This is a genomic window from Celeribacter indicus (assembly GCF_000819565.1).
GTDB classification, from domain to species: domain Bacteria; phylum Pseudomonadota; class Alphaproteobacteria; order Rhodobacterales; family Rhodobacteraceae; genus Celeribacter; species Celeribacter indicus.
The window spans coordinates 1181515-1204757 of sequence record NZ_CP004393.1 but is presented as its reverse complement, the minus strand read 5'-3'; the positions used below and the strand labels follow the sequence as shown (position 1 = coordinate 1204757).

General features: G+C 67.5%; 25 protein-coding genes. 4 read left to right on the top strand and 21 right to left on the bottom strand.

Annotated elements, in window-relative coordinates; translation table 11 throughout:
• Positions 1–21 precede the first annotated feature (21 nt).
• The 3 genes from P73_RS06105 (at position 22) to pdeM (ending at position 4510) form a co-directional block, all read left to right on the top strand.
• Complete coding sequence (locus P73_RS06105; RefSeq protein ID WP_043871438.1) at positions 22–1335, top strand: P-loop NTPase family protein; 1314 nt, start codon at positions 22–24, stop codon at positions 1333–1335.
• 107 nt (positions 1336–1442) lie between these two features.
• On the top strand, positions 1443–3851 hold the full coding sequence (locus P73_RS06100; protein WP_043868899.1) for a ligase-associated DNA damage response DEXH box helicase: 2409 nt from the start codon (positions 1443–1445) through the stop codon (positions 3849–3851).
• Positions 3848–4510 carry a ligase-associated DNA damage response endonuclease PdeM gene (pdeM, locus tag P73_RS06095; RefSeq protein WP_043868898.1) on the top strand — a complete coding sequence of 221 codons (663 nt, stop codon included), beginning with the start codon at positions 3848–3850 and terminating at the stop codon, positions 4508–4510. Before P73_RS06100 ends, pdeM begins: the two co-directional genes overlap by 4 nt.
• A 7-nt stretch (positions 4511–4517) precedes the next feature.
• Here pdeM and folD read toward each other — a convergent pair whose 3' ends face one another.
• From folD to P73_RS06025, 14 genes are all read right to left on the bottom strand, one after another.
• Positions 4518–5420, bottom strand: coding sequence for a bifunctional methylenetetrahydrofolate dehydrogenase/methenyltetrahydrofolate cyclohydrolase FolD (folD, locus tag P73_RS06090; protein WP_043868897.1), 903 nt, complete (start codon positions 5418–5420; stop codon positions 4518–4520).
• Entirely contained in the window at positions 5417–5740 is a 324-nt protein-coding gene (locus tag P73_RS06085; protein WP_338032897.1) for a chorismate mutase, read from the bottom strand. The genes folD and P73_RS06085 overlap by 4 nt, the downstream gene beginning before the upstream one ends.
• Before the next feature lie 53 nt (positions 5741–5793).
• Positions 5794–6567, bottom strand: a complete 774-nt coding sequence (locus P73_RS06080; protein WP_043868896.1) for a methyltransferase domain-containing protein — start codon at positions 6565–6567, stop codon at positions 5794–5796.
• A gap of 76 nt (positions 6568–6643) precedes the next feature.
• Entirely contained in the window at positions 6644–8560 is a 1917-nt protein-coding gene (gene ftsH / locus P73_RS06075) for an ATP-dependent zinc metalloprotease FtsH (protein ID WP_043868895.1), read from the bottom strand.
• 78 nt (positions 8561–8638) lie between these two features.
• The gene (gene tilS / locus P73_RS06070) at positions 8639–9898 is read right to left on the bottom strand and encodes a tRNA lysidine(34) synthetase TilS (RefSeq protein WP_052453068.1); all 1260 of its coding nucleotides are present in this window, start codon (positions 9896–9898) and stop codon (positions 8639–8641) included.
• A 15-nt stretch (positions 9899–9913) separates the two neighbouring features.
• Positions 9914–10756, bottom strand: coding sequence for a tol-pal system protein YbgF (gene ybgF, locus P73_RS06065; RefSeq protein WP_043868894.1), 843 nt, complete (start codon positions 10754–10756; stop codon positions 9914–9916).
• 31 nt (positions 10757–10787) lie between these two features.
• Complete coding sequence (gene pal, locus P73_RS06060) at positions 10788–11330, bottom strand: peptidoglycan-associated lipoprotein Pal (RefSeq protein WP_043868893.1); 543 nt, start codon at positions 11328–11330, stop codon at positions 10788–10790.
• A gap of 88 nt (positions 11331–11418) precedes the next feature.
• Entirely contained in the window at positions 11419–12756 is a 1338-nt protein-coding gene (gene tolB, locus P73_RS06055) for a Tol-Pal system beta propeller repeat protein TolB (RefSeq protein ID WP_043868892.1), read from the bottom strand.
• The gene (locus P73_RS06050; protein WP_043868891.1) at positions 12753–13937 is read right to left on the bottom strand and encodes a hypothetical protein; all 1185 of its coding nucleotides are present in this window, start codon (positions 13935–13937) and stop codon (positions 12753–12755) included. The genes tolB and P73_RS06050 overlap by 4 nt, the downstream gene beginning before the upstream one ends.
• A gap of 14 nt (positions 13938–13951) precedes the next feature.
• Positions 13952–14425 carry a protein TolR gene (gene tolR, locus P73_RS06045; protein ID WP_043868890.1) on the bottom strand — a complete coding sequence of 158 codons (474 nt, stop codon included), beginning with the start codon at positions 14423–14425 and terminating at the stop codon, positions 13952–13954.
• Between the two features lies 1 nt (position 14426).
• A complete protein-coding gene (gene tolQ, locus P73_RS06040; protein ID WP_043868889.1) occupies positions 14427–15122 on the bottom strand; it encodes a protein TolQ in 696 nt (231 codons plus the stop codon).
• 153 nt (positions 15123–15275) lie between these two features.
• A complete protein-coding gene (gene ybgC, locus P73_RS06035) occupies positions 15276–15665 on the bottom strand; it encodes a tol-pal system-associated acyl-CoA thioesterase (RefSeq protein ID WP_043868888.1) in 390 nt (129 codons plus the stop codon).
• A 29-nt stretch (positions 15666–15694) separates the two neighbouring features.
• Positions 15695–16237, bottom strand: a complete 543-nt coding sequence (gene thpR / locus P73_RS06030) for an RNA 2',3'-cyclic phosphodiesterase (RefSeq protein WP_052453067.1) — start codon at positions 16235–16237, stop codon at positions 15695–15697.
• Entirely contained in the window at positions 16237–16866 is a 630-nt protein-coding gene (locus P73_RS06025) for a hypothetical protein (RefSeq protein ID WP_043871435.1), read from the bottom strand. Before P73_RS06025 ends, thpR begins: the two co-directional genes overlap by 1 nt.
• A gap of 98 nt (positions 16867–16964) precedes the next feature.
• Between P73_RS06025 and aroQ the strand changes: the two genes are divergently transcribed.
• Positions 16965–17402: a type II 3-dehydroquinate dehydratase gene (gene aroQ, locus P73_RS06020; protein WP_043868886.1), complete on the top strand. Its 438-nt coding sequence runs from the start codon at positions 16965–16967 to the stop codon at positions 17400–17402.
• Positions 17403–17434: 32 nt separating this feature from the next.
• On the opposite strand, the gene ruvB is transcribed toward aroQ, so the two are convergent.
• From ruvB to P73_RS05985, 7 genes are all read right to left on the bottom strand, one after another.
• A complete protein-coding gene (gene ruvB / locus P73_RS06015; RefSeq protein WP_043868885.1) occupies positions 17435–18463 on the bottom strand; it encodes a Holliday junction branch migration DNA helicase RuvB in 1029 nt (342 codons plus the stop codon).
• Between the two features lie 3 nt (positions 18464–18466).
• Positions 18467–19147, bottom strand: coding sequence for a Holliday junction branch migration protein RuvA (gene ruvA, locus P73_RS06010; RefSeq protein ID WP_043868884.1), 681 nt, complete (start codon positions 19145–19147; stop codon positions 18467–18469).
• Complete coding sequence (ruvC, locus tag P73_RS06005) at positions 19144–19653, bottom strand: crossover junction endodeoxyribonuclease RuvC (protein ID WP_043868883.1); 510 nt, start codon at positions 19651–19653, stop codon at positions 19144–19146. Before ruvC ends, ruvA begins: the two co-directional genes overlap by 4 nt.
• 104 nt (positions 19654–19757) lie before the next feature.
• Positions 19758–20105, bottom strand: a complete 348-nt coding sequence (locus tag P73_RS06000; protein WP_043868882.1) for a hypothetical protein — start codon at positions 20103–20105, stop codon at positions 19758–19760.
• A gap of 93 nt (positions 20106–20198) precedes the next feature.
• The gene (locus P73_RS05995) at positions 20199–21083 is read right to left on the bottom strand and encodes a 50S ribosomal protein L11 methyltransferase (RefSeq protein ID WP_043868881.1); all 885 of its coding nucleotides are present in this window, start codon (positions 21081–21083) and stop codon (positions 20199–20201) included.
• Between the two features lie 94 nt (positions 21084–21177).
• Positions 21178–21879: a peptide-methionine (S)-S-oxide reductase MsrA gene (gene msrA, locus P73_RS05990; RefSeq protein ID WP_052453066.1), complete on the bottom strand. Its 702-nt coding sequence runs from the start codon at positions 21877–21879 to the stop codon at positions 21178–21180.
• A gap of 75 nt (positions 21880–21954) precedes the next feature.
• On the bottom strand, positions 21955–23199 hold the full coding sequence (locus tag P73_RS05985) for an MFS transporter (RefSeq protein ID WP_043871433.1): 1245 nt from the start codon (positions 23197–23199) through the stop codon (positions 21955–21957).
• Between the last annotated feature and the right edge of the window lie 44 nt (positions 23200–23243).

The following is a 23243-nucleotide window of genomic DNA, read 5'->3' as shown; positions in this document are numbered from 1 at the left end:
AGCGCAAGGATCGGAACCGCCATGAACATGCCAGTGATCCCGAACGTCACCGCCCCGCCCGTCCCCCGCCGGATCGAAGAGACGGGGCTGTCACCGGTGATGATGCGCGACATCCTCCTCAAGACGATGTTCCGCACCCATCACGAACAGGTCTCCCGCCTGTCTGAGGTGCTCTGCCTCCCGGTCGCCTGCACGCAGGATCTCGTGGACCGCGCCCGCGAACAGGGGCTGATCGAGGCGACCGGCACCCTGCATGCCGGGGCCGGCTCGGAAATGGGCTTCCGCCTCTCGGACACCGGCAAGGCGCGCGCCCTCGATGCGCTTTCGCAATCGGAATATTACGGCGCCATGCCCGTTCCGCTCGAACGCTATGCCGAACAGGTCCGGCGCCAGTCCGTGCGCAACATGAAGATCACGCGCGAGGCGCTCCTGCGCGCCATGGGCCATCTCATCCTGCCGCCCGCGCTGCTCGACCAGATCGGCCCCGCCGTCGGCGCCGGCCGCTCCATCCTGATGTACGGCCCGCCGGGCAACGGCAAATCCTCCATCTCCAACGGCATCCGCGACGCGCTCGGGGATCTCATCTACGTGCCCCGCGCGATCGAATACAACGGCTCGGTCATCACCGTCTACGATCCGCTCATGCATGTGCGGCGCGAGGAGGCGGAGGACGATGCAACCGCGCTGCGGAAGACCGCGAACCGCTTCGACCGCCGCTATGTCCGCTGCGAACGGCCCTCCGTGGTCACCGGCGGGGAGCTGTCGCTCGACATGCTCGACCTCGTCTACAACCCGACCGCCCGCACCTATCAGGCGCCGCTGCAACTCAAGTCCACCGGCGGGATCTTCATCGTCGACGACCTCGGCCGCCAGGCGGAGCCGCCGCAAAAGCTCGTCAACCGCTGGATCGTGCCGCTCGAGGAGAGCAAGGACATCCTCGCCCTGCAATCCGGCGAGAAGTTCGAGGTGCCCTTCGACACGCTGGTGATCTTCTCGACCAACTTCCACCCCAACCAGATCTTCGACCAGGCCGCGCTGCGCCGGATCTTCTACAAGATCAGGATCGACGGGCCGGACCAGGAGGGCTTTCTCAAGATCTTCGCCAGGGTCGCGCGCAAGAAGGGGATGCCGCTCGACGAGGCCACGCTCGTGCACCTGCTGAAAAGGAAGTATCCGACCATCGGCAATGCGTTCGCGAATTATCAGCCGGTCTTCCTGATCGACCAGATGATGTCGATCTGCGATTTCGAGGGCATTCCCTACCGCATGACCCCCGACCTCATCGACCGCGCCTGGGCCAACATGTTCGTCGAGCAGAGCGATTTCGCCCACTGATCCGGGCCGGTCGCCTGCCCGACGGAAGTCCGACGCAAATCCAACCCCGGATATCGGCCGGATTTTCGCCCTTTGTTCTCCTGCGGCCGCGCTCTATACTGTGCCGCATGAGTCCCCTCCCTCCCCTTTTCGACGACTGGTTCGCCACCCGCGGCTGGGAGGTCCATCCGCATCAGGCAGAGATGTTTTCGGCACGCGACGAGAAGGCCCTGCTCCTCGTCGCGCCCACCGGCGGCGGCAAGACACTTGCAGGATTCCTGCCATCTCTGGCCGAACTCGCCGGGGGAACGCATCAGGGTTTGCACACTCTCTACATCTCCCCGCTGAAGGCGCTTGCGAATGACATCCGCCGCAACCTCATGACCCCGATCGGGGAGATGGGCCTGCCGATCCGGGTGGAGGACCGCACCGGCGACACGAAAGCCGGGGTGAAACGCCGCCAGCGCGCCGATCCGCCGCATATTCTGCTGACCACGCCCGAAAGCCTCGCCCTGCTCGTCAGCTACCCGGATTCAAACCGTATTTTCAGAGGCTTGTCCCGCGTCATCGTGGACGAGATCCACGCGCTCGCCGAAAACAAGCGCGGCGATCAACTCATGCTCGCACTCTCCCGGCTCGAAGCCCTCTGCCCCGGCCTGCGCCGCGTCGGCCTCTCGGCGACCGTGGAGGACGTGCCCGCCATGGGCCGCTACCTCGCCCCCCATCCTGCGCCCGCCCGGATCGTCCGCGCCGACCCCGGCCCGCCCCCCGACATCGCGATGCTCGAGACCGAGGAGCTGCCGCCATGGTCCGGCGGCGGTGCGAAATACGCGATCCCCGCCATCCTCGAGGAGGTGAAGCGCCACAGAACCACGCTCATCTTCCACAACACCCGCGCACAGGCTGAGATTTTCTTTCATAATCTCTGGCTTGCCAATGAGGACGGCCTGCCGGTCGGCATCCACCACGGCGCGCTCGCCCGCGAACAGCGCGAGAAGGTCGAGGCCGCGATGACGGAGGGAAGGCTGCGCGCGGTGGTCGCGACGGGCTCGCTCGATCTCGGCATCGACTGGGGCGATGTGGACCTGGTGATCCAGGTCGGCGCCCCGAAGAACGTCAAGCGCCTGGTGCAGCGGATCGGCCGCGCGAACCACCGCTACAACGCCCCCTCCAAGGCCCGGCTCGTCCCCGCCAACCGCTTCGAGGTGATCGAATGCGTCGCCGCGCTCGACGCCATGCGCGCGGGCGAACTCGACGGCGAAGCGCAGCCGAGGGGACCGCGCGACGTGCTGTGCCAGCATATCCTGATCCGCGCCTGCGCCGGACCGTTCACCGCGGGCGAACTCTACAGCGAGATCCGCACCGCTGGCCCCTATGCCGGTCTCACCCGCGCCGAATTCGACCGCTGCCTCGATTTCGTGGCCACGGGCGGCTATGCGCTGCGCGCCTACGACCAGTGGAAGCGGCTGAAGGAGACCGCACCGGAAAACTACCAGCTCCGCGATCCGCGCGCGAGCCAGCGCATCCGCATGAACCTCGGCACGATCATGGAGACGGACAAGCTCAAGGTCAGGCTCAGGAGCCGTGGCCGCGCGGTCGGGGCGCCGCTCGGCGAGATCGAGGAAGGCTTCGCCTCCACCCTCACGCCCGGCGATACCTTCCTGATGGGCGGCGAGGTCGTGCGCTACGAGGGCCTGCGCGAGATGGTGGTCGAGGTGACCCGCAACCCCGCGGACAAGCCGAAGATCGCCACCTTCATGGGCACGAAATTCGCCACCTCGACGCAGCTCTCGCACCGCATCCTCGACATGTTCGAGGTGCGCGATTTCTCCCGCCTGCCTACTCACACCGCCGACTGGCTCAGGCTCCAGGCGGAGGTCTCGCGCCTGCCCGCGCGCCATCGCCTGCTGATCGAGAGCTTTCCCCATGACCGGCGCGAGCATCTCTGCGTCTACGGCTTTGCCGGACGCAACGCGATGCAGACGCTCGGCCTCATGCTCACGAAGCGGATGGAGGAGGAAGGGCTTGCGCCGATGGGCTTCGTCTCCACCGATTACGCCCTCCTCATCTGGGGGCTCGACCGGGTCGAGGATCCCGCGCCGCTCCTCGATGCGCGGGCGCTCGCGGAGGGGTTCGACCGCTGGCTCTCGGGCAACGCGGTGATGAAACGCACCTTCAAGGCCTCCGCGACCATCGCGGGGCTGATCGAGCGGAACCTGCCGGGGCTGCGCAAATCCGGGCGCCAGACGACGATCTCCTCGGACATCCTCTATGACGTGCTGACGAAACACGATCCCGACCACCTGATGCTCGACATCACCCGCGAGGAGGCACTCAAGGGGCTTGTCGACTTCGGCCGGATCGAGGAGATGCTGGCGCGCACCGAGGAGGTCGATTTCCTCCGGCTCGACCGCGTGAGCCCGCTTGCCGCGCCGCTCTTTCTCGAGGTCGGGCGCGTGCCCATCGAGGGCGCCGCGACGGAACGCCTGCTGGCCGCGGAGGCCGCGCGGGCGCTCGAGGTGGCGGGGCTCACATGAGGCAGGTCGCGATCTCCTTCGCGGGCGAAGTCCTGCACCTGTGCGGCTCGGGCGCCCTGTGGTGGCCGGCGCGACGGCTCCTCTGCGTGTCGGACCTGCACCTGGGGAAATCAGAGCGCATCGCACGGCGCGGCGGCACGATGCTGCCGCCCTATGACACGGCGGAGACGCTGGGCCGCCTCGGGGACGTGATCGGCCATTACGCGCCGAAAACGGTGATCTGCCTCGGCGACAGTTTCGACGATCTCGCCGCCGCCGATGCGCTGGCGGAGCCGGCACGGCTCAGCCTCGCCGCGATGCAGGCCGGGCGGGACTGGATCTGGATCGAGGGAAATCACGACGCCGGACCGGTGGAACTCGGCGGCAGCCATCGCGACGAGGTCGGGGTCGGCCCCCTCACCTTCCGCCATATCGCGGAGGCCGGGGCCGCGGGCGAGATCACCGGGCATTACCACCCGAAGGCACGGATCGCGCTGTCGGGCCGCGCGGTCGCGCGCGCCTGTTTCGCACTCGATGCCCGGCGGCTGATCCTGCCGGCCTTCGGCGCCTATACGGGCGGGCTCTGGACCTCGGACCCGGCCATATCGGCCCTGTTCGGGGAGGGTGCCAAGGTCGTGCTGACCGGTCCGCACCCGCTCCTGTTCCCGATGCCGCGCTGAGCCCGGCTCAGGCTGTCAGCCCTTCGGGTTCGGCAAAGCCATGCGCGCGGCAACAGGCGGTGAGCGTGTTCGCGAGCAGGCAGGCGATGGTCATCGGCCCGACGCCGCCCGGAACCGGCGTGATCGCCCCGGCCACCTCGCGCGCCGCGACGAAATCGACATCGCCCACCAGCCGCGTCTTCCCCTCGCCCTTCTCGGGGGCGGGAATGCGGTTGATGCCCACGTCGATCACCGTCGCCCCCGGCTTGATCCAGTCGCCCTGAACGAAATTCGGCCGCCCCACCGCGGCGACGAGGATATCGGCGCGCCGCGCCACATCCGGCAGATCCTTCGTCCGCGAATGCGCGATGGTCACCGTGCAGCTGTCGCCCAGGAGGAGCTGCGCCATCGGCTTGCCGACGATGTTCGAACGCCCGATCACCACGGCGTTCAGACCCGACAGGTTGCCGAGCTGATCGCGCAGCATCATGAGACAACCGAGCGGCGTGCAGGGCACCATGGCCTTCTGCCCCGTCCCCAGACGCCCGACGTTCGAAATGTGAAAGCCGTCCACGTCCTTCGCCGGGTCGATCGCGTTGATGACGAGCGATTCGTCCAGGTGCGACGGAAGCGGAAGCTGCACGAGGATGCCGTGCACGTCCTTGTCCGCGTTGAGCCGCGCGATGAGATCGAGCAATTCCGTCTCCGAGGTCTCGGCAGGCAGCCGGTGTTCGTAGGAATTCATGCCGACCCCGACGGTCTGCTTGCCCTTGGAGCGGACATAGACCTCCGAGGCCGGATCGTCGCCGACGAGAACCACGGCGAGGCCGGGGGTGACGCCCTGCACCTCCTTCAGACGCGCGACATGCGCCGCGACCTTTTCCCGCACCGTGGCGGCAAAGGCCGTCCCGTCGATCAGGGTTGCCGTCATTCCTCTTCTCCCGTTCCGATCACCGCTTCCTCGCGCGCGATCATGGCTTCGATCATCTCGGCCCACATCCCACGGGCGAGCGCGGGATCGAATCCCGCCTCCCGCGCCTTCGCCTCGACATTGTCGAGCACCGCATGCACCCGCGCCTCGATCCGGGCGGGCATGCCCTCGCCGGGCTTGAGCTCCGCCGCCCGGTCGATATGCGCCTGCCGGAACGCAAGAAGGCGGACGATCTCCGTGTCGAGCCGGTCGATCTGCGCGCGCAGATCGGTCATGGTGGCGATCTCGGAGGGGGGCGTGTAACGGGACGTATTGGTCAAGAGGGCGATCCTTTCGCGAGGCGTTTACCATGCGCGGGGGCGCGGGGAAAGCGTCAGGACCGGCGCAGGGTGAGCAAAAGCCGCCGGAAGGGAAACCAGGCCCGTCCCGCCCCGTCGAGCGGATAGGCCGCGCCGAGCGCGCTGTCATAGGCGGCGAGAAAGGCCACGGCCTGACCGGTCGCCTCGAAATGATCGAGATAGGGCCGCAGGTAGGTCGCCTGGGTGAAGCGGCGGACCGGATGCCCCTTCGCGGGGGCGAGCGGCTGCATGTATTCCGTCATCCAGACGCGCGCCTCTCCGAAGGGGGTCAGCAGTCCGAAACAGACGCGCGGCGGCAGGACATTGGGATCGGCCTCGGTATCCGGGAAGCGTTCGGGCGCGAGCCGGTGCGCGGCCTCACGGGCAAGCACATGGGAGGGCGCATCGTGCTGATAGGGCATCTGCACCGCGAGCCAGCCGCCGGGGGCGAGCGCCTGCGCGAGCCGGGGCAGCAGCGCGTGATGATCCGGCACCCACTGGAGCGCCGCATTGGCGTAGATCAGCGCGAGCCCCGAGCCGAGATCATGGGTCGCGATGTCGTCCAGCACGACCTCGGCATAGGTGCCGGTTTCGAGCGCCTGCTCGCGCATCGCCGGAGAACTGTCGAGGCCGACGATCTCCCGCCCCGGAAAGCGGGCGGCAAGGAAGGGTCCGACCACGCCCGCGCCGCATCCGAGATCCACGATGCCGCCCGCGGGCACCTCGCCCACCGCGCCGAGAAGATCGAGCGCGGGGCGCAGCCGCAGATCCGTGAATTCCGCATATCTCGCCGGGTTCCAGTCGCTCATGATCGCCTCCTGTCCAAAGAAAAACCGCGCCCCGATGGAGCGCGGTTTCGACCCGATTGTAAAGGGCCCCGAATGATCACACCGTCGGCTCGGGCTCCATCCCGCCCTCGCTCTTCGGCTTCTTGCGCGTCTTCGGAATTGCCGTCACCGAAGGCGTGCCGGTATCCGAGGAGGAGTTGTCGTCATCGTCGCCCCGGCGCAGCGGTTCGCCGTTGATGACCTTCTGGATCTCGAGCCCGGTGAGAGTTTCGTATTCCAGAAGCCCCTGTGCAAGGTTCTCGAGATCCTGATGTTTCTCGGTCAGGATCCGCCGCGCGGTCTCGTAGCCCTCGTCGATGATCGCCTTGACCTTCTCGTCGATCAGCTTCTGCGTGTCCTGGCTGTGGTTCGTCCCGCCGCCGTAGGAGCCAAGGTAGCTGTCCTGTTCATTGGCGTAATCGACATAGCCGAGTTCGTCGGCGAAACCGAATTGCGTCACCATGGCGCGCGCGATCTTGGAGGCCTGCTGGATGTCGGAGGAGGCGCCGGAGGTGATGTTTTCCTTGCCGAAAGTCAGCTCCTCGGCCACACGTCCCCCCATCGCCATCGCGATCTTCGAGGTGTATTTCGTGTAGCTCACGGAAAGCTGGTCACGCTCCGGCAGCGACAGCACGAGGCCGAGCGCACGGCCGCGCGGGATGATCGTCGCCTTGTGGATCGGATCGTGCTGCGGGACGTTGAGGCCGACGATCGCATGGCCCGCCTCGTGATAGGCGGTAAGCTTCTTCTCGTCCTCGGTCATGACCATGGAGCGGCGTTCCGCGCCCATCATCACCTTGTCCTTGGCGTTCTCGAAATCCTCCATCGTCACCTGCCGGCGTCCGACACGGGCCGCCATCAGTGCCGCCTCGTTCACCAGGTTGGCGAGATCGGCGCCCGAGAAGCCGGGCGTCCCGCGCGCGATGATGCGCAGGTCCACGTTCGGCCCGAGCGGCACCTTGCGGGCATGGACGCCGAGGATCTTCTCGCGCCCCTTGATGTCCGGATTGGGCACCTGCACCTGACGGTCGAACCGGCCCGGACGCAGAAGCGCCGGGTCCAGAACGTCAGGACGGTTGGTCGCGGCGACGATGATGATGCCTTCATTGGCCTCGAAGCCGTCCATCTCGACAAGGAGCTGGTTCAGCGTCTGTTCGCGCTCGTCATTGCCGCCGCCATAGCCGACACCGCGGGAGCGGCCGACCGCGTCGATCTCGTCGATGAAGACGATGCAGGGCGCGTTCTTCTTCGCCTGTTCGAACATGTCGCGCACGCGGCTCGCGCCGACGCCGACGAACATCTCGACGAAGTCCGAACCGGAAATGGTGAAGAAGGGCACGCCCGCCTCCCCCGCGATCGCCCGCGCGAGCAGCGTCTTACCGGTCCCCGGAGGACCGACGAGCAGCGCACCCTTGGGGATCTTGCCGCCGAGCGCGGAGAATTTCTGCGGGTTGCGCAGGAATTCGACGATTTCCTCGAGCTCCTCCTTGGCCTCGTCGATCCCGGCGACATCGTCGAAGGTCACGCGGCCGTGCTTTTCGGTCAGCAGCTTGGCGCGGGACTTGCCGAAGCCCATGGCCCCGCCCTTCCCGCCGCCCTGCATCCGGTTCATGAAATAGATCCAGACCGCGATGATCAGGAGAAACGGAAGGAAGGAAATGATGATCGGCATCAACCCGCTTTCCTCCTGCGGCTCGCCGCGCACCGTCACGCCATTGTCGAGAAGGTCGGAGACCAGCCTCTCGTCGCCGGGATTGATGGTATATTTGCGGCGGTTGTCCTCGCCCGTATAGTAGACCCGCTCCCCGTCGATATCGACCGAGGTGATCGTTCCCTCGTCGACCTTCGACATGAATTCGGAGTAGGGAACGACTTCCGACGACATGGACGCCTGATTGCCGCCGAGCACCTGGAACAGTGCGAGCACGAGCATCAGGAGCACAAGCCAGAAGGCGAGATTGCGTGCATTACCCAAGGGTTGTCTCCTCGAAAAAAGTCTCCTCCCACGCAGGCGTGGGCGTTTCCCCTTAAAATAGGCATCGGGGCCTCAAGTTCAATGCGATAAAAGGGTCGTGAAAAAGTCGCCGCGGCCGTTCTGGAGCCGTGCGGTGGCGGGACCGAACCCGACGAGAGGGGCCGCGACGAGCGTGTTTCCGGCAAACACGGCCGGCGAGGCCGACAGCGTCTCGCGCGGGGGCGCGTCCGCGGGCAGTTCGCCGATCTGCAAAAGCCCGTCCTGACCCAGCGCACGCACGATTAATCCTTCGCCCTCAACGCCTTCAATCCGCCAGCGCCCGTCCCAGAGCGCGCCGGGCACGCCCCGTGTCCCGGCCACCGCGGCATGTTCGCGCGTCAGCCGAAAGCTCTCCTTGCCGCCCAGAAGCCGCACACCGTGGAGCGTCGCGTCGCGTCCGCGCAGCATCGCGGAGAGGAATTCCTGGAGCTTCATGCCGCGTGGGCCGTAATCCGCCGAGGCGATCCACCGCAGCGCATGGGCGATGAGACGGCGGTTGACCTCCGGCGCCGCCTCGGAAAAGGCGCGCCGGCCGATGATGAGGTCGCCGCGATCCTCGCGCACGCAGGACAGCGCATGATCGTGAGTCGCGAAATCGAGGGCGGAGCGCACCTGCGAGAGGTGATCCATCACCCGGCCGACGACATGGGCGTCGATCCCGAGCGGTGCGAGCGCGGCCATGGCCCGGCGCGCCTTCACCCGGTCGAACGCCTCGTCCTCGTTGGAAGGATCGTCGATCCAGGGCTGACGCATCTCCCGCAGATAGGCGCGCAGTTCCGCGCGCTCCTGCATCAGCAACGGGCGGACCCAGGCGATCCCGTCCGCCATGCGCCGCCGCTGCATGCCGGTGAGCCCGTCGATGCCCGAGGCCCGCGACAGGCGCATGAAGAAGGTCTCCGCCTGGTCGTCCGCCGTGTGGGCGAGCGCGATGGTGCCGATCCCCTGCCCCTTCGCCCAGTCGGCCATGAGCCGGTAGCGGGCGCGGCGGGCGGCATCCTGGAGGTTGCCCTCTCCGCGCCAGCCGCCCCAGGCGAGCGTCGTGTGCTTCACCTTCAGCCCCTGCGCGACCTCCGCGGCGAAACGCGCCTCCTCCGCCGCCTCCGGGCGCAGCCCGTGATCCACCGTCACCGCCTGGAGCCGCACGCGCTCCTCTGCGGCCCATTCCGCCAGAAGGTGCAGCAGCGCAATGGAATCGCCGCCGCCGGAAACGGCGACGGCAAGATGGTCGGGCTTGTCATAGGAAAAGGCCTGCGCCACGAAATGCCGGAGCATCGCCCGTTGTGCCGTGACCTCGCCCATCGGCCGGCCCGCCCGTCACTGACAGCCGAGGCTCCGCGCCTCGGTGACCGCGGATTGCGCGGTCGCGCTGCCGGGGAAGCGCGCCTGCACCTCGTTATACATCACGCAGGCCTTTTCGACCTGCCCGAGCGTACCGAGCGACCCCGCGAGCTTGCGCAGCGCCTCGGGCGCGCGATCGCCTTCGGGACTGCCCGAGAAACTGTCGAGATAGGCACGCGCCGCATCCGCGGTCCGCCCGAGCTGCGACAACGCCTCGCCACGCATGTAATGCGCCTCCCCCGTCAGGTAGCCGCCCGTGTAGGTGGTGGCGAAGGTGCCGAAGGCATCGGCCGCCTCCTGATAGTTGCCGGCGTCGTAAAGCGCCTTCGCCGCGTCGAAATCGCTCTGCTCGGTCATCGCGAGCGAGCCCTCGGGCGCCGCCGGCGCGGGTGTGGGCGCGCCGGGCGCGGGCAGGACGACATCCGTCGCCCCGCTCTCTCCGCCGAGCGGCGTGAGCGGCGGGAGGTTCCCGACGTCGCATCCCGATTCAAGTTCGCAGAGCCGGAAGTTCAGATCGTCGAGCTGGTTGGTTCCGTCCTTCACCACCGCCTCGACCCGGAATTCGAGCGCCTCGACCTTGGAGGTCAGCGCGGCGAGCGCGGCCTCCATCGCGTCCACGCGCTCGAGCGTGGAGCCGCCCGAGAATTGCGCATTGGGCGCCGCGGTGGTCGACAGCTCGCGCCGGAGCTTCGCGATCTCGACCGAGAGCACGGAGGCCTCCTGCCGGATGTCGGCGAGCGTCTGCGCATCCTGTGCCGCAACCGCCCCGCCGCCCGCGACGGCGAAGGCCAGCGCCGCTCCGAAGATCAACCGTTTCATCGCATGACTCCTCTCTCCCGGCGGGGCTCCGTCACGACGTCACGCCGGCGCCCGCGGCCAGCACGGTCACCGCGCGGCGGTTCTGGCTGTAGCAGCTTTCGTCGGAACAGATCGCGAGCGGGCGTTCCTTGCCATAGGGGATGGTCTTGAGCCGGCCGGGGTTGATGCCCTGGCTGATCAGATATTGCTGCACCGCCGCCGCGCGCCGCGCCGACAGCGCGAAGTTATAGTCGCGGGTGCCCTGTTCGTCCGCATGGCCCTCGATGATCGCCGTGTAGCCCGGATTGTCGGAAAGCCAGCGGGCCTGGCCGGCGAGGATCGTGCGCGCCTGATCGGAAAGCGTCGACTGGTCGACCGCGAAGAGCACGCGATCCCCCACCGTCTGATTGAAATAGGCCACCGAGCGCGGATCGTTCGCGGAGCCCGGAACGATGCCGCCGTTGGCCCCGTTCATCCCGTTGGCGCCATTCGCGCCATTGGCGCCGAAACGGCCGGGATTGGTGCAGGCGGTGAGCCCCAGCGCGGCGACGAGAAGCAGCGCACGGGCAGCGGAGGAAGTCAGGATGTTCGGCATGTGGTCGTCCTTTGAGAAAACTCGGGAACTGCTCGGTTCGAAGAAACTATAGCACCCTCCCAATGGCTTGGGGAGGGTGCCGGAATGATCACTTGAGAAGCGGCGACCAGGCGGGGTCGGAGGCGCCGGTATTGGTCGGCACGCGCTTGAGGTTGCGGCCGGAGATATCGACCGTGTAGAGCGCGCTTTCCCCGCCTGTCCCCTGGCTTTCGCGGGTGAACATGATGACGCGCCCGTTGGGCGACCAGGTCGGGCCCTCGTCGAGGAAGGAGGCGGTCAGCAGCCGTTCCTCGGACCCGTCGGTGCGCATCACGCCGATGTGGAACCGGCCCTCGTTCTGCTTGGTGAAGGCGATGAGATCGCCCCGCGGCGACCAGACCGGCGTGCCGTAGCGGCCCTTGCCCGAGGAGATCCGCCGCGCCTCGCCGCCGCCTGCGGGCATGATGTAGAGCTGCTGCGTTCCGGAGCGGTCGGATTCGAAGACGATCTGCGAGCCGTCGGGCGAGAAGCTCGGCGCGGTCTCGATCGCCGGCGTGTTGGTGAGCTGGCTGATCTGGCCGCTGTTGATGTCCATCCGGTAGAGATCGGTATTCGTGCCCGTCGAGAGCGAATAGACGATCGACTGCCCGTCGGGTGCGAACCGCGGCGCGAAGGTGATCGCCTCGGCCGCGACCGGAAGCCGGGTGCGCGTCACCGTGCCCACGTCGAGCACCATGATCTGCGGCGTCCCGGCCTCGTAGGAGGTGTAGAGCACCTTGTTGCCGGTGGGCGAGAAGCGCGGGGCGAAGACGATATAGCTGTCGTCGGTGAGATACTGGAGATTCGCGCCGTCGTAATCCATGATGGCAAGCCGCTTCTTGCGGTCGTTCTTCGGCCCCGACTGGGAGACGAAGACCGCGCGGCTGTCGAAATACCCGCCCTCGCCGGTGATGCGCGAATAGACGACATCGGCGACCTTGTGCGCGATCCGCCGCCAGCTCCCGGTGGAGCCGCCGAGTTGCAGCCCCTCGCCCAGCGGCGCCTCGGCATAGATGTCGAAGACCCGGAACTTGACGACGAGATTGCCGTCGCCGCCCATCGCCACGGCCCCCGTCACGAGCCCCTGCGCGTTGATCGCCTTCCAGTCGGAATACTGCACCGGCGCCGCGAAATTCGTCACCTGGCTGATATGGGCCGAAGGCGGGATTTCGCGGAACAGCCCCGTGCCCACGAGATCGGCGGCAATCACGTCCGAGATCTGCCGGGCGTATTGCGCGGCCTCCGGCGTCTCCGCGACGAAATCGGGAATCGCGATCGGCAGCGGCTCGATCACGCCGCGGGTGATGTCGATGCGCAGCGGCCCCGGATCCTGCGCCACGGCGGGCGCGGTCGCGGTGACGGACATCGCGGCGGCGAAGGCACAGGCAAGTGCGGTCAGACGTTTCATTTATACCTCATCTGTTCGGGATCGAACGTCATTTCGATATTGCGCCAATGGTCGAACTTGTCGACCGGCAGGGGAAAACCGCGCGCGCCACAGCGGATAATCGCGCGACGGGCAACCTCGAAGGCGCTCTGCGCGCCCGCCTCGGTGCCGCCCTGGTGGTTCAGAAGCCGGATCGAGCCCTGTTGCGGCGTCCCGTCCTCGTTCATCGACACGGCCACGGTGATCGTCGTGCGCAGCGCGTCCGAGGACATCGCCCCGACGTTCCAGCATTGCGACACCGCGACACGCAGCCCTTCCCGCTCGCCCGCCGTGAGCGGCGGGCCGACGGGGCGGGACGGCGCGGCGGGCGTCTCGGCACTCTCCGCGGCAAGCGCCGCGGCGGCGGCCGCCGCGGCATCGGCCACGGCGTCGGATGTGTCCTCCCGCGGCGTCTCGCGCGGGGTTTCGCTCGCTGCGGGCTGCTGCGGTTGCGCCGGCGCCTCCGCGCGCTCGGCCTCCGCCATCCGCTGCGCGAGATTGGCGGGGCGCGATTTCGGGCGCGGCGAGGTGGACATGCCCGAAGGCGTCTCCGCCTCGGTCACGATCTCCGTCGTGGTCTCCTGCGGCCCGGCCTCTTCCTGCACCTCCTCCACGATCTCCTCGGTCTCGGCCTCCTCGGAAGGGGCCTCGCTGGGCGCATCCGCCACCTGGGGCTGCGGCTCGGGCGCGGTCACCACCTGGTCGGAAATGCGCGGCACGGGTTTCGGCGTCGGACGGCTGTCGGGACGGTCCGGCACGCCTGCGCCCGGATCCTCGAGCGACAGTTCCGGCTCGGTCTGCGGCGCGGGCGGGGTCGGATCGACCTCCACGGGCGGCGTCAGTTCCTCGCTCACCTCCGGCTGCGGCTCGGGCGGCGTCTCGGCCGGCGGCTGCGGCGCGGCAGGCGCCGGGGTCTCCTCCTGGACGGGCCGGATCTGCGGTGCGGTGTCGGACGGCGGCGCCCGAAGCACCGGCGCCTCCTCATAGGTCTCGGGCGCGGTGGACCGCTCCGCGAGCGCTGCGAATTCGGCTTCCGAGATCAGATCCACCTCCTGCACGGCCACGTCCTGCGTCTCTTCGGGCGTGAGAAACATGCCCCCGAAAAGCACATAGGCGATCAGGACCAGATGGCCAGCGCCGGAGATATATTGGCCAGCGTTCACGCGTGAGCCCTCACTCAGTTGCCGGAGCCGTCAAGGCGCGGTCCGCCCTGCTCCGTCACGAGACCGATCTTGCGGAAACCGCCCGCGTTGAGCGCCCCCATGACCTGCGCGACGCGCTCATAGGGCACGGTTCCGTCGGCGCGCAGGAAGATCTTGTCGTCCTGCCGTTCGGCGGCGATCGCCTGAAGCTTGGTGACGAGATCGCCCTCCTCCGTCTCGTTCGACATCAGCAGCACGCGCCCGTCCGCCGTGAGCGTGATGGAGAGGGGTTCCTCCTCCTCCTGCGGCAGCGCCGTCGCCGCCGTCTCGGGAAGCTCCACGGGCACGCCGACGGTCATCATCGGCGCCGCGACCATGAAGATGATCAGAAGCACGAGCATGACGTCCACGAAGGGCGTCACGTTGATCTCGCTCATCGCGGCGGAATGGCCCCGGCGCCGTCCGCGCCGTCCGCCTCCGCCCTGTTTCCTGATGACCCCGGCCCCCATGTCAGCTATCGAGCTCGCGCGACAGGATGGTGGAGAATTCGTCGGCGAAGGCCTCGTACCCGCCGAGGATCCGGTCGCTGTCCGCCGACAGCTTGTTGTAGAAGATCACCGCCGGGATCGCCGCGAGCAGGCCGAGGGCGGTGGCGAGGAGCGCCTCCGCGATGCCGGGCGCCACGACCGCGAGGTTCGTCGACTGCGCCATGGCGATGTCCTCGAAGGCCGTCTTGATCCCCCAGACGGTGCCGAACAGGCCGACGAAGGGCGCGGTCGAGCCCACGGTGGCGAGGAAGGACAGACCGCCGTTCATGTCCTCCGCCTCCTTGGCGATGGCGACATCCATCGAGCGGTCGATCCGCGACTGCGCCCCCGCGATCAGCACGCCGTCGGCACGGTGCGAGCGCCGCCATTCGGTCATCCCGGCGGCAAAGACCCGTTCGGGCGCGCTCATCTGGCCGCCCTGCATCTGGTCGTAGAGCTCGTCGAGCGGCTCGCCCGACCAGAAGGCCTGGTCGAAGGCCGCGGCATTCTCCCGCGCCTTCCGGTAGCTGATGAATTTCTGGATGATGATCGACCACGACCAGAAGGAGGCCACGATCAGAAGGATCATCACGATCTTCACGGTGAAGGTCGCGCGCATGAACAGCGCCAGCAGGGAGAAGTCGATCTCCTGCGCCATCGCAAGGGTGTTTTGGTCCATGAACCTGCTCTTTTATTCCGCCAGTCGGCATCTTTCGCCAGTGGGCCGCATCCACACGGCTCTCATCATTATCGCGAGATTTACCCTATGAGCAGGGCCCTCGCCAACACGAACCTGTGAGAGGGCGCGCAAAACGATAAACTTTTTGCGTGGTCAGTGAAGATTTCGGCGGATAATCGCCGGAAGCCGCGCCGGCTGCCCGGACCCGGAGAGCGCCACCAGCGTCACCTTCGCCTCGAACAGCCGCTCCTCGCCGCGCGACACCACCTGCGCGAGCACGATCCGCGCGCCGCCAAGGGTGTCGAGCGTGGTCTCGACGGTCAGATCGTCGTCGAATTTCGCCGGCGCGAGATACTCCGCCTCGAGCCGCCGCACGGCGAAGACAAGGCCCTCCTCCTCCTTCAGACGCATCTGGTCGACGCCCAGATCGCGCACCCATTCGGTCCGCGCACGTTCGATGAACTTGAGGTAATTGGCGTAATAGACGATGCCCGCGAGGTCGGTATCCTCGTAATAGACGTGCACGGCAAAGCGATGGGTCATCCGGAAATCCTCTCGTCCTGCGCGCCAGCCTAGGGAGCGAGCGGATAGCGTGCAAGCGCCTCGTAAACCGCGCCCTCATGGGTCAGGACCGACTGCATGAGCGCCATCTCGGCCGCCCGGAAGGCCGGCCAGACAAAGCCCGCATGGCGCGCCATCAGACGGTCGAGCGCATCGCGTTCTCCGGGCGCGAACCGGCTGAAGCGGACAAGCGTCACATGCGGGCGAAACCGCTCGTGCGGCAGCTCGATCCCCGCCGCCCGCGCCGCCCCGCGCACCGTCCTGCGCAGCTCGCTCAGCGCCGCATCCTGCGCGACGGCGGCGAACAGGACCCGCGGCTTGTCCCCGCCGAACAGGTCGAGCCCCTCGAGCCGGATCCGCGGCGCAGTCGCACGCATGCCCTCAAGCTCTTCATGAAGCGCGTCGAGCGCCGCCTCCGGCTGGTCGTCGAGAAAGGCGAGCGTCAGGTGCATGTTCTCCGCCGGCACCGCGCGCCCGACGCGCAGCCCTCCCGCGATCTCCTCGAGCCGGTCGGTCAGATCCTCCGGCAGCGGCAGGCCGACGAAACACCGCATCAGCCCGCCCCCGCCCGCGCATAGAGCCGCAGCGCATGCGCGGCATCGCGCGCCGCCGCCGGCAGCATCGGATCATAGGCCGCGCGCAGCACATTGGCGACATCGGGCCGCACCACCGTGCCCTCGGGCGCGACGGCCAGCGGGCTGTCCTGGGTGAACACCCGGTCCGACCAGAGGAGCATGGCCTGCACCGCCTGCGACAGCGCGATCACCTCGGCCGGCACCTCGTCCATCGCGCCGCCCATGCGCACGAAGCTGAAACAGGCCCTGATCGCGCCCGCCTCGTCGAAACGGAAGGCACGATACTGATGCGCCCCCCGCTCCGTGAGCGTCGCGACCTTCGCCGCCAGATCCGGGATCAGATCCCCCATATGCGGCACCTCCATGAGCTCCGCCCAGTCCGACAGGAAGAACATCATGAGGTTCGAGCCGAGCTCGGGATCGGTCTCCGCCATCCGGTGACCCGCGATCGCAACGCAGGCCTCGATCGCGCTCTTCACCGTGACCAGCGTCTCCTCCTCGATACCGAACACCACGGGCGCGACCGGACGGCCCCAGCGGGCGAACACGTATTCCCCCGTTGCACGGGTGAAAAAGGCCTCGACGCTCTCCGGTGTGATCTCGTTCATCGCCATCCCCTTCGCTTCGCCCGCCTTTTGCGCGAGCCGCGCTTGCAGAGCAACCCCCGCCCCGACTAACCTCGGCGCAAATTCGCGAAAGGCGCCCCATGAGCAAGACGATCCATATCCTGAACGGCCCGAACCTGAACCTGCTGGGCAAACGCCAGCCGGAGATCTACGGCGCCGACACGCTGGCCGATGTCGAGGCGCTCTGCGCCGCCGAGGCCGCCGCCCACGATCTCGACATCGTCTTCGCACAGTCCAACCACGAGGGCGAGATCGTCGAACTGATCCACGAGGCGCGGGAGGCCGCCGATGCCATCATCATCAACCCCGCCGCCTATACCCATACATCCGTCGCCATCCTCGATGCGCTCAACGCCTTCGACGGCCCGGTGATCGAGCTGCATATCTCGCAGGTGCACAAGCGCGAGGCCTTCCGGCACCATTCCTATGTCTCGCTGCGCGCGGACGCGGTCATGGCGGGCTTCGGCGTGAACGGCTACCGGCTTGCCGTCGCGCATCTCGCCAGTCTTCTGGCCTGAGGTCCTGCTGCGCTTTTTGCTGCCCCAAATACTCACTTTCCGAACAGATCGGTCTGGTCCGGCCCCTTCGGCGCCTCGAGCCCCAGATGCCGCCAGCTCTTCTGCGTCAGCATCCGCCCGCGCGGGGTGCGCTGGATCAGGCCCTGCTGCAACAGGTAGGGCTCGATCACATCCTCGATCGCATCGCGGCTCTCCGACAGCGCCGCGGCGAGCGTCTCCACGCCCACCGGACCGCCGCCGTAATTCTCCGCGATCATCGACAGGTAACGCCGGTCCGCGCCATCGAGCCCGAGAAGATCCACCCCGAGCCGCGTCAGCGCGCCGTCCGCAAGCGGCTTCGTGATCCGTCCGTCGCCCTCGACCACCGCGAAGTCCACCACCCGGCGCAACAGCCGCCCGGCAATGCGCGGCGTGCCCCGCGCGCGCTTGGCGATCTCATGCGCCCCCTCGGGATCGGCGGGCACGCCCAGAAGCCGGGCGCCGCGGGTGACGATCTCGTGCAGCTCCCCGGTGGTGTAGAACTGCAACCGCGTCGGGATCCCGAACCGGTCACGCAGCGGCGTCGTCAAAAGCCCGAGCCGCGTGGTCGCGCCGACGAGCGTGAAGGGCTGCAACTCGATGCGCACGGTGCGCGCCGCCGGCCCCTCCCCGATCACCAGATCGAGCTCGAAATCCTCCATCGCCGGATAGAGCACCTCCTCCACCACCGGGTTCATCCGGTGGATCTCGTCGATGAACAGCACGTCGCGCGCCTCGAGATTGGTCAGGATCGCGGCGAGGTCGCCCGCCTTCGCAAGCACCGGACCCGAGGTCATCTTGAAATTCACCCCGAGCTCGCGCGCCATGATCTGCGCGAGCGTCGTCTTCCCGAGGCCGGGCGGGCCGTGGAACAGCACATGGTCCATCGCCTCTTCGCGCATCCGCGCACTCTCGATGAACACCCGCAGATTGGCCCGCGCCTCCTGCTGCCCGATGAACTCCCCGAGCGCCTGCGGACGCAAGGCGCGATCGGCATCCTCGGGACGGCGGTCGGGGCGCAGGGTGGGGTCGGGGGTTTCCATCTTTTATCCCTTCGGCGCGAGCAGGCGGAGGGCGGTGCGGATGAGGCCGGAGGTGTCGGCTTCCGGCGCCTCCTGCGCGGCCTGCGCCACGGCGCCCGCGGCGTCGGAGGGCGAATAGCCGAGGTTCTGGAGCGCGGAGAGCGCCTCCGCCTCCGCGCTCGCGTTGGCTTTCTGCGGCGCGGGTTTCGCTTTCGGCGCAGGCGCGGGCGCGGCGGGTTCGACGACCTCGCCCGTCTCCGGCGCCTCGAGCGCGGCGGAGAGTTTCCCGCCCATCGCCATCACCGCGGGCGCCTTGTCCTTCAGTTCGTTCACCACGCGCTGCGCGATCTTCGGCCCGACGCCCGGCGCCGCCTTGATCGCGGACCAGTCGCCGAGCGCGATGGCGCGCCCCGTCGCCTCCGGTCCGAGCGTGCCGAGAATGGCCATGGCCGCCTTCGACCCGATCCCCTGCACGGAGATCAGCAGGCGATACCATTCCTTCTCGAGCAGCGATGTGAAGCCGAAGAGCTGCATCAGGTCCTCGCGCACCAGCATATCGGTATGGAGCGCGACCGGCGCCCCCTGCCCCGGCAGGGCGAGGCGCGTGCGCTCGGAGACATGCACGATATAGCCGACGCCGCGCACGTCGATCATCACGTGATCCGGGCCGATATAGTCGATGACGCCGGTGAGTTTCCCGATCATGCCGTGGCCCTCCGCACCGCATCGGCAAGGCGCGAGGCGCTTTGCGCATGGTAGGAATGGGTGATCGCGATGGCGAGCGCATCGACGGCATCCGGCCCCGCGAGCGTCGCGCCGGGCAGTTGCAGCCGGATCATGTGCTCGACCTGCTGCTTGGCGGCATGTCCCACGCCGACCACCGTCTTCTTCACGGCGTTCGGCGCGTATTCCCCGACCGGCAGCCCCGCCCGCGCCGGAACGAGCAGCGCGACCGAGCGCGCCTGTCCGAGCTTGAGCGTCGCGACCGCGTCCTTGTTGACGAAGGTCTGTTCGACCGCCGCGCAATCGGGCTTGTAGCTGTCGACGATGGCGGTGAGCTGGTCGAAGAGCGACAGGAGCCGCGCCGCGAGATCGTCGGAGGCGGCCGAGCGGCAGATGCCGTTCGCCACGTGGCTGATGCGCGGCCCGGCGACGTCGATGATGCCCCAGCCCATGTTGCGCAAACCGGGGTCGATGCCCATCACCCGCATGCTCTCACCCTGCCCTTTCTTGTCGTTACGAAAGGGTTAGCACGAAACGAGAACATTTGCCAAGCACGGGATGTCGCCCGCCTGGGGGCGACGCAGCAAAGGCGTCAGGGCAGCAGCATCCTGCCCTGCATGGCCAGCCAGACGGTGACACCGTCGGCCTGCATCACCCAGGCCGCCACGCGTTCGGGCGCGCTTCCCTCTGCCAGCTCCGCGATGCGGCCGGCATAGGTCGCCGCGCCCAGCGTGGCGTACAGCGCCGCCTTGAACAGCAGGACGGCGGCAAGGGCCACGATGAGAAGATGCAGCGGCCGGCGCAGGCCGCGGCGGCGCGGGCGGGCGATGATGAGGCCATCGTGATTGACGGAATAGACCGCCCCGCGCCTGAGCGCGCGACGCCGCGCCTCGATCCGCGTCAGGCGTTTTTCCAACTGCTGCGAACCGGCATTTGCCATGGCAGCGCTCCTCGCATGTCGGCCCCCACCGACCGTGACAATATTGCGGCGAAATGTGGCAAAATCTGGGCAACCGCGGCGAAACCACGGTTTTTATTCCTGATTTTCGTCAATCCTGGTGAAGGTGAGCGTGGTCCAGTCGACAATCTCCTGCCGGTCGAGAAGATTGAAGCCCGCGCGTGTATAAACCTCCACCACCTCATCGGCCTGCGGCGTGAGGATGCCCGACAGAATCGCATGCCCGCCCGGTGCGACATGGCGCGCCATGTCGGGCGCGAGCGCCACGAGCGGGCCTTTCAGGATATTGGCGAAGACCAGGTCGAAGGGCGCCTTCTCGTGCAGCACCGGATGGTCGAATCCCGCCGCCTCGAGGCAGATCACCCGGCCCGCGAGCCCGTTCGCCGCGACATTCGACTGCGCCACCTCGACCGCCACCTCGTCGATGTCGGAGGCATGGACCGGCTCCTCCGACAGTTTCGCCGCCGCCATCGCAAGCACCGCCGTGCCACAGCCGATGTCAGCGACGTTCCCGAACCGGCGGCCGTCGGAAAGCAGTCGGTCGAACGCCGTCAGGCAGCCGAGCGTGGTGCCATGATGCCCGGTGCCGAAGGCCATCGCCGCCTCGATCAGCAACCCGACCCTGCCCTCCGGCAAACGGTCGGCGTCATGCGAGCCGTAGACGAAGAACCGCCCCGCCTCCACGGGGGCGAGATCCCGGCGCACCTTCGCGACCCAGTCGGTTTCGGGAAGTTCGGAGATCACGAAATCCGGGGCATCATGGGCCCTGGCGAGCAGCGCGAGCGCGATTTCGTCCGGGGCCTCGGTGAAATAGGCCCCGACCTCCCAAAGCCCCGAACCGTCCTCGATCTCGAAGACGCCGACCCCCGTCGGCTCCGGCCAGAGATCCTCGAGCGCCACGCCGAGCGCCTCCGCGGGCGCTTTTCCGGCGGTCTTGGTGAAGGCGGTGAAGGTGGGCATGGCGGCACTCCGTGTGAATTCCCTCCCGCCATAAAGCGAACCCGCGCCTTACTCAAGCGCGGGTCAGGCACGGTGCAGCGTGCGGGAGGCGGGGTCAGCCCGGCGTCTCGGGCCGCTCGACCTCCTCGTTCCAGCCATACGGCCTGTCCATCGACAGGCCCACGGGACAGCTCACGCCGGTGCCGCCGATGCCGCAATAGCCGTTCGGGTTCTTCGCGAGATATTGCTGGTGATAATCCTCGGCATAATAGAACTCGCCCGCCGGCCGCACCTCCGTCGTGATCGCGCCGAAGCCCTTGTCCTGCAACAGCACGTTATATCCGGCGAGGCTCGTCTCCGCCGCCGCGCGCTGCGCATCGGTGGTGTAGTAGATGCCGGAGCGGTATTGCGTGCCGCGGTCGTTGCCCTGGCGCATGCCCTGCGTCGGATCGTGACCCTCCCAGAACGCCTTAAGAAGCTCGGCATAGGAGATCCGCGAGGGATCATAGATCACCCGCACCACCTCGTTATGCCCGGTCCGCCCGGTGCAGACCTCCTCGTAGGTCGGGTTGGGCGTATAGCCGCCGAGATAGCCGACGGCGGTGTTCACCACACCGTCGAGGCTCCAGAAGATCCGCTCGACGCCCCAGAAACAGCCCATGCCGAAGATCGCCTCCTCCATGCCCTCGGGCACGTCGGTGACGAGCGGAGTATGAAAGACGAAATGCTCCGTGGCGGTCGGGATCGGCTCCGTCCGCCCCGGCAGCGCCTCGTCCGGCGTGGGCATGGTGAGTTTCTTCGTGAACGCACTGAACATGGCGAACCTCCCGTGAAAGCGTCGGACCATATATAGGGCATCGCCCCGCGCCTGCCAGACACGACCGCGCGGGGATCACTCCGCCGGCGTTCCCGCCGGACGCACGAGCGGCAGGATGCGCCACTCGTTGCCCTTCTCCGGGTGGCGCGGGATGAGCAGCGCGAGGCAGAGCGAGGTCATCGCCATCCCCGCGGCGAGGCCGAACACCGCGCCGGGGCTCGCAAGCCAGAGATAACCCAGCAGGGCGGGCAGGAAGACCGCGGCGATATGGTTGATCGTGAAGGCGACGGCAGCGGTGGGCGCAATGTCCTCAGGGTCTGCGATCTTCTGGAAATAGGTCTTGAGCGCGAAGGCGAGGCCGAACAGCATGTGGTCGATCACGTAGAGACCCGCCGCGACCACCACGCCCCAGCCCAGCCAGTAGATCCCGCCATAGGCGAGGAAGACCAGCGTCAGTCCCGCGTATTCGAAGACGAGGACGAAGCGTTCGCCCTTCAGGAACACGATCTTGCCCATGAAGGGCGCGACGATCATGTTGGCCAGGTAGTTGATGAGGAAGAGCGCGGTCACCTCATGCACCTGGAACCCGAAGCGTTCGACCATCATGAAGGCCGCGAAGACGACGAAGATCTGGCGCCGCGCCCCCGCCATGAACTGAAGCGCATAGTAGAGCCCGTAGCGCCGCTTGAGCACGAGCTTCTTGGACTGCGGGTTCGGCGCCTCGAACTGCGGATAGGCGAACAGCGCGAACAGCGCGACCACCGCGGTGAAGCCGCCGGAGACGAGATAGACGAAATTATAGGAGAGATCGAAGGTCTTCCAGGTGACGACCAGAAGCCCGTAGGCGATGAGCGAGGCCGCCGACCCCGCCGCCAGCAGCCGCCCAAGCACGATGGGCGCGCGCTCCTTCGGCAGCCATTGGAGCTGGAGCGACTGGTTGACCGTTTCGTAATAATGGAAGCCGATCGAGGAGAGCATCGTCACCGCCAGGATCCCCCCGAAGGAGGGGAACCACGCCGTCACCGCCGTCGCCGCACCGAGCATCAGCAGGGACACGAGGCCCAGCACCTGCTCGCGCACGAACAGGATGAGCGCGATGACCCCGATGGCGAGGAAGCCGGGGATCTCGCGAACGGTGTGCAGCCAGCCGATCTCGACCCCGGTGAACCCCGCCGCCTCGATGACGAAATTGTTCAGGAGCGCGTTCCAGGTGGCGAAGGCCACCGGCATCGCGAAGGCCATCAGGAACAAAAGCGCCTCCGGCCTGCGCCAGAGCGGCAGGTGACGGGCATCGTCGAGGGAGATCAAGGAGCGCTTCATGAGCCGCAGATACGGCCCCGTGCGGGATTTGAACAGCATCTTTT